The sequence below is a fragment of the Vulcanococcus sp. CPBay_Sum15L08_68 genome (genome assembly GCF_017855895.1).
GTDB lineage: Bacteria > Cyanobacteriota > Cyanobacteriia > PCC-6307 > Cyanobiaceae > Vulcanococcus.
Window position 1 is genome coordinate 1 of the sequence record NZ_JAFMFX010000103.1, and the last position, 3,759, is coordinate 3,759.

A 3,759-nucleotide genomic window follows, 5' to 3' on the forward strand; every position below is an offset into this window, starting at 1 on the left:
ACCCCATCGCTCGAGGCCATCACAGCCAGTTGGCGCACCATTCAGGAGCTGGGGCCCTTCACAACTGATGTCTGGCCCTTCATCGAGCAGGAAACCAGCCGCCTGCGCCGAAGCCTGGCGAGCTGGTGTGGGGTCGGCCCCCATCGCATTGCCCTCACCGAGAACGTCACCAGTGGATGTGTCTTACCCCTCTGGGGCTTGCCCTGGGAGGAGGGCGATGAGCTGCTGATCAGTGACTGCGAGCACCCAGGCGTGGTCGCGGCCTGCCAAGAACTGGCCCGCCGCCACAACCTGACCCTGGCCACCCTGCCGGTGCTGGAGCTCTGCCAGACCACCGCCCAGCGGGCCCTTGAGGGAGCCGTTCTGGAGCAGCTCCAGACCTGCCTGAAGCCCAGAACCCGACTCCTGGTCCTCTCCCACCTGCTCTGGAACACCGGCTCCGTGATGCCCATCGCTGCGGTGGCCCAACACCTGCAGGCGCACCCCCAACAACCCTGGCTGCTGGTGGACGCAGCCCAGTCCATGGGCAGCCTTCCCGTCGCCGAAGCGGCGCAGGCAGCCGACATCTACGCCTTCACCGGTCACAAGTGGTGCTGCGGCCCAGAGGGCCTGGGGGGAGTTGCCCTCTCCGAGCGGCTCCTGGATCAAGGCCAGCCCACCTTGATCGGCTGGCGCAGCCTCGAGCAGGAGAGCAGTGCCGGCAGCAGCTGGCACCGCGATGGTCGACGTTTTGAGGTCGCCACCTCCTGTGTGCCCCTCTTCAGTGGACTGCGGCAATCCCTGGAGTTGCTCAGTGCAGAGGGCAGCGAGACGGAACGCCTCGAGAGGATTCGCCAGGGCAGTCACCAGCTCTGGCAAAACCTGCAGGCGCTCCCCGGCTGCCGCACCCTCTTGAGCGAACCCCCGCCAGCTGGTCTGGTCAGCTTTCGCCTGGAGGGAGTTGAGACCGCGCAGGCGGTTGAGGCCTTGGGTCAAGCGGGGCTCTGGATCCGGCGACTGGATTCACCGGATTGCCTCAGGGCCTGCACCCATCTCTGCACCCTCCCCACAGAAATCGAGGCCCTGAGCGCAGCCGTGAGTGAGCTGCTTCCCTAACAGGGTCGACTGCGCAGCGCCTTCTCGGCCTCCTCGCGGTCGTCGAAATGGACCTTCTTGGTCCCCAGGATTTGATAGTCCTCGTGGCCCTTACCGGCGATCAAGACCAGATCCTTGGGACCAGCCATGGCGATGGCCGCCGCGATGGACTGGGCCCGATCCACGTCCACTTGGACTGGGGTCCCCTCAGGGATCCCGGCCAGCACATCCTTGAGGATTTGCTCGGGGTCTTCGGTGCGGGGGTTATCGGAGGTCACCAAGACCTGATCGGCCAAGCGGGCGGCGATCGCCGCCATCTGGGGACGCTTGGTTCGGTCGCGATCTCCCCCGCAACCAAAGACACAGATCAGCTGCCCTTCCACAAAGGGGCGGCAGGCCTTCAGGGCACTCTCCAAACCGTCGGGGGTGTGGGCGTAATCCACCAGCACCGCCGGAGCAGCGGCGTCGCCGCAGTCGGCGCGGGCCACCTGAACACGCTCCATCCGGCCGGGAACGCCCTTGAAGCTGCCCAGGGCCTCCAACATCGCCCCCAGGGGGAGTCCCTGCTGCAGCAAGACACCAACGGCCTCCAGCAGGTTCATCAGGTTGAACTTGCCCAGCAACGGCGAGCTGAACGCTCCGCGACCCAGCGGGGTAATCAGAGTTCCGCTGACCCCCTGCGAACCCATCTGCAGCGCCTCCATCCGTAGATCGGCGTCAGAGTCCGGCTCCAAGGAGGCCCGCCAGCAGCGATCCCCCAGGCGCTCGGCCAATTGCTTGCCCCAGGGGTCGTCGACATTGACCACGGCCCGGGCCTCAGGGGCCAGCAAGGGCGCTGCAAACAACTTGGCCTTGGCCTCGAAGTAGGCCTCCATTGAGGGGTGGTAGTCGAGGTGGTCCTGGGTCAGGTTCGTGAAGATCGCCCCGGCAAACCGGCAGCCACTGATCCGCTGTTGATCCAGGGCATGGGAGCTCACCTCCATGGCCGCAATCCGCGCTCCGGATTCGGCCGCCAGGGCCAACTGCGCCTGCAGCTCATCGGCGAAAGCCGTGGTGTGCTGCGCCGTGATGCTGTGGCCGGGCCAGCGGTTGATCAAGGTGCCAAACAGGGCGGCTGGGTAACCACAAGCGCTGGCCAGGTGCTCCAGCAGGTAGGTCGTGGTGGTCTTGCCGTTGGTCCCCGTGACCCCGATCAAAGCCGTGCGTTGACTGGGCTGCTGCCAGAACTCCGCCGCCAGCAGGCCGGCCCAACGGGAGACGGGATCGGAGACCACCAACACCGCATCACCATCGGCCGGGGGCCTGGCCTCCGCTGCTGAGCGCCCAATCACCGCCAGGGCCGCTCCCAACTGAAGTGCCTCAGGCCAAAACGTTCCCCCATCCACCGTGGCGCCGGGCAGCCCCACAAAGACAGTCCCAGGGCCCACACGGCGCGAATCGCAGCTCACCCCCTGCACGTCGCCATTGCCCAGCCCTGGGGGGACAGCCAGCCCGACCTCTCGCAGCAGGGAGTGGAGCCGTTGGGCCATGGGTGGGCGCGCGATACCGCTGTTTTAAGTCGGTTCTGCGCTGAAAACGTCGCCCCTGAGACCAGTCCCGTGAGCCTCAATCAAGACACCCCAGGCGGGCCGGCTACTGAACCCCCTGTTGGGCCAGCCACAGGGCCAACTGAGGCGCACCCAGCCGCGGTGAAACGCGGGGCAAAACCCTCTCTGCGCCGGTGCTTCGATCCAGCAGCACCGGCACCTCCAGGTCAAAGCGCGCCAGCAGTTGGGGGTCGAGATCGACATCCACCGCCTCGAAGGACACCCCAGCAGCACGCAACTTCTCCTCAAGCCCCTCGCAGAGGCAGCAGCCCACACGGGTCACCAGCACCAGAGCTGCCATCAATCGGGCACCGGGTCACACCCGCAGGGCGTCCAGGGGTGACAGCGCAGCAGGCGCTTGATCGTCAGCCAACTGCCGCGCCAGGGGCCATGGCGCTCGATCGCCTCCAGGCCATAGGCGCTGCAACTGGGGATGAAACGGCAGCGGGGAGGGCCCAGCAGCGGCGAGATCGCCAGGCGATAGAAGCCGATCAGGGCCAGCAGCAGGCGTTGAAGCAGGCTGTTCATTGGTGCTTCGGGCCGAGCGATAGGATCAACAGCTGGCGTGGCGTTAAGCCTTGCAGCGGAGTGGGGTCCCTGGACCACAGCTCCATGCTCTCAGGCAAGCCATGTCTGGATCAACCTGAACATCCGCACCTATGTCTCGCTACCGCGGCCCTCGCCTGAGGATTACGCGGCGCTTGGGAGACCTTCCTGGTCTCACCCGTAAGTCCGCCAAGCGGTCTTATCCCCCCGGTCAGCACGGCCAAGCCCGTCGCAAGCGCTCCGAATACGCCATCCGTCTGGAAGAGAAGCAGAAGCTTCGCTTCAACTACGGCATCTCCGAGCGTCAGCTCGTGCGCTACGTGAAGAAAGCGCGCGCCCAGGAGGGTTCCACCGGAACCAACCTGCTGAAGCTGCTCGAGAACCGTCTCGACAATGTTTGCTTCCGCCTCGGCTTCGGCCCCACCGTCCCCGGTGCCCGTCAGCTGGTGAACCATGGCCACGTGACCGTGAACGGCCGCGTCGTGGACATCGCCAGCTACCAGTGCAAGGCCGGTGATGTGGTCGCCATCCGCGAGCGCAAGCAGAGCAAGAA

5 protein-coding genes are annotated in these 3,759 nt (G+C 66.0%); 2 read left to right on the forward strand and 3 right to left on the reverse strand.

The annotated features are described in order from the left end of the window. A partial coding sequence (locus tag QZ189_RS10820) for an aminotransferase class V-fold PLP-dependent enzyme (RefSeq protein ID WP_296421755.1) occupies positions 1–1,095 on the forward strand: 1,095 nt, incomplete at its 5' end. Here QZ189_RS10820 and QZ189_RS10825 read toward each other — a convergent pair. The 3 genes from QZ189_RS10825 to yidD all read right to left on the reverse strand — a co-directional run bounded on the left by QZ189_RS10825 (position 1,092) and on the right by yidD (position 3,188). Further along, positions 1,092–2,603 carry a UDP-N-acetylmuramoyl-L-alanyl-D-glutamate--2,6-diaminopimelate ligase gene (locus tag QZ189_RS10825; RefSeq protein ID WP_296416182.1) on the reverse strand — a complete coding sequence of 504 codons (1,512 nt, stop codon included), beginning with the start codon at positions 2,601–2,603 and terminating at the stop codon, positions 1,092–1,094. The two genes, QZ189_RS10820 and QZ189_RS10825, sit on opposite strands and share 4 nt — an antisense overlap. 103 nt (positions 2,604–2,706) lie before the next feature. Beyond that, complete coding sequence (locus QZ189_RS10830) at positions 2,707–2,961, reverse strand: glutaredoxin family protein (RefSeq protein WP_296421756.1); 255 nt, start codon at positions 2,959–2,961, stop codon at positions 2,707–2,709. Continuing rightward, the gene (gene yidD / locus QZ189_RS10835; protein WP_010318096.1) at positions 2,961–3,188 is read right to left on the reverse strand and encodes a membrane protein insertion efficiency factor YidD; all 228 of its coding nucleotides are present in this window, start codon (positions 3,186–3,188) and stop codon (positions 2,961–2,963) included. The genes QZ189_RS10830 and yidD overlap by 1 nt, the downstream gene beginning before the upstream one ends. A 131-nt stretch (positions 3,189–3,319) precedes the next feature. Here yidD and rpsD point away from each other — a divergent pair. After that, positions 3,320–3,759 (forward strand): 30S ribosomal protein S4 (rpsD, locus tag QZ189_RS10840; RefSeq protein ID WP_296421757.1); only part of this gene is annotated, 440 nt, incomplete at its 3' end.

Excerpts from the sequence above, each read along its gene's own strand:
- QZ189_RS10830 (WP_296421756.1), bottom strand. The coding sequence starts at position 2,961 with ATGGCAGCTCTGGTGCTGGTGACCCGTGTGGGCTGCTGCCTCTGCGAG.
- yidD (WP_010318096.1), bottom strand. The coding sequence starts at position 3,188 with ATGAACAGCCTGCTTCAACGCCTGCTGCTGGCCCTGATCGGCTTCTAT.
- QZ189_RS10825 (WP_296416182.1), bottom strand. The coding sequence starts at position 2,603 with ATGGCCCAACGGCTCCACTCCCTGCTGCGAGAGGTCGGGCTGGCTGTC.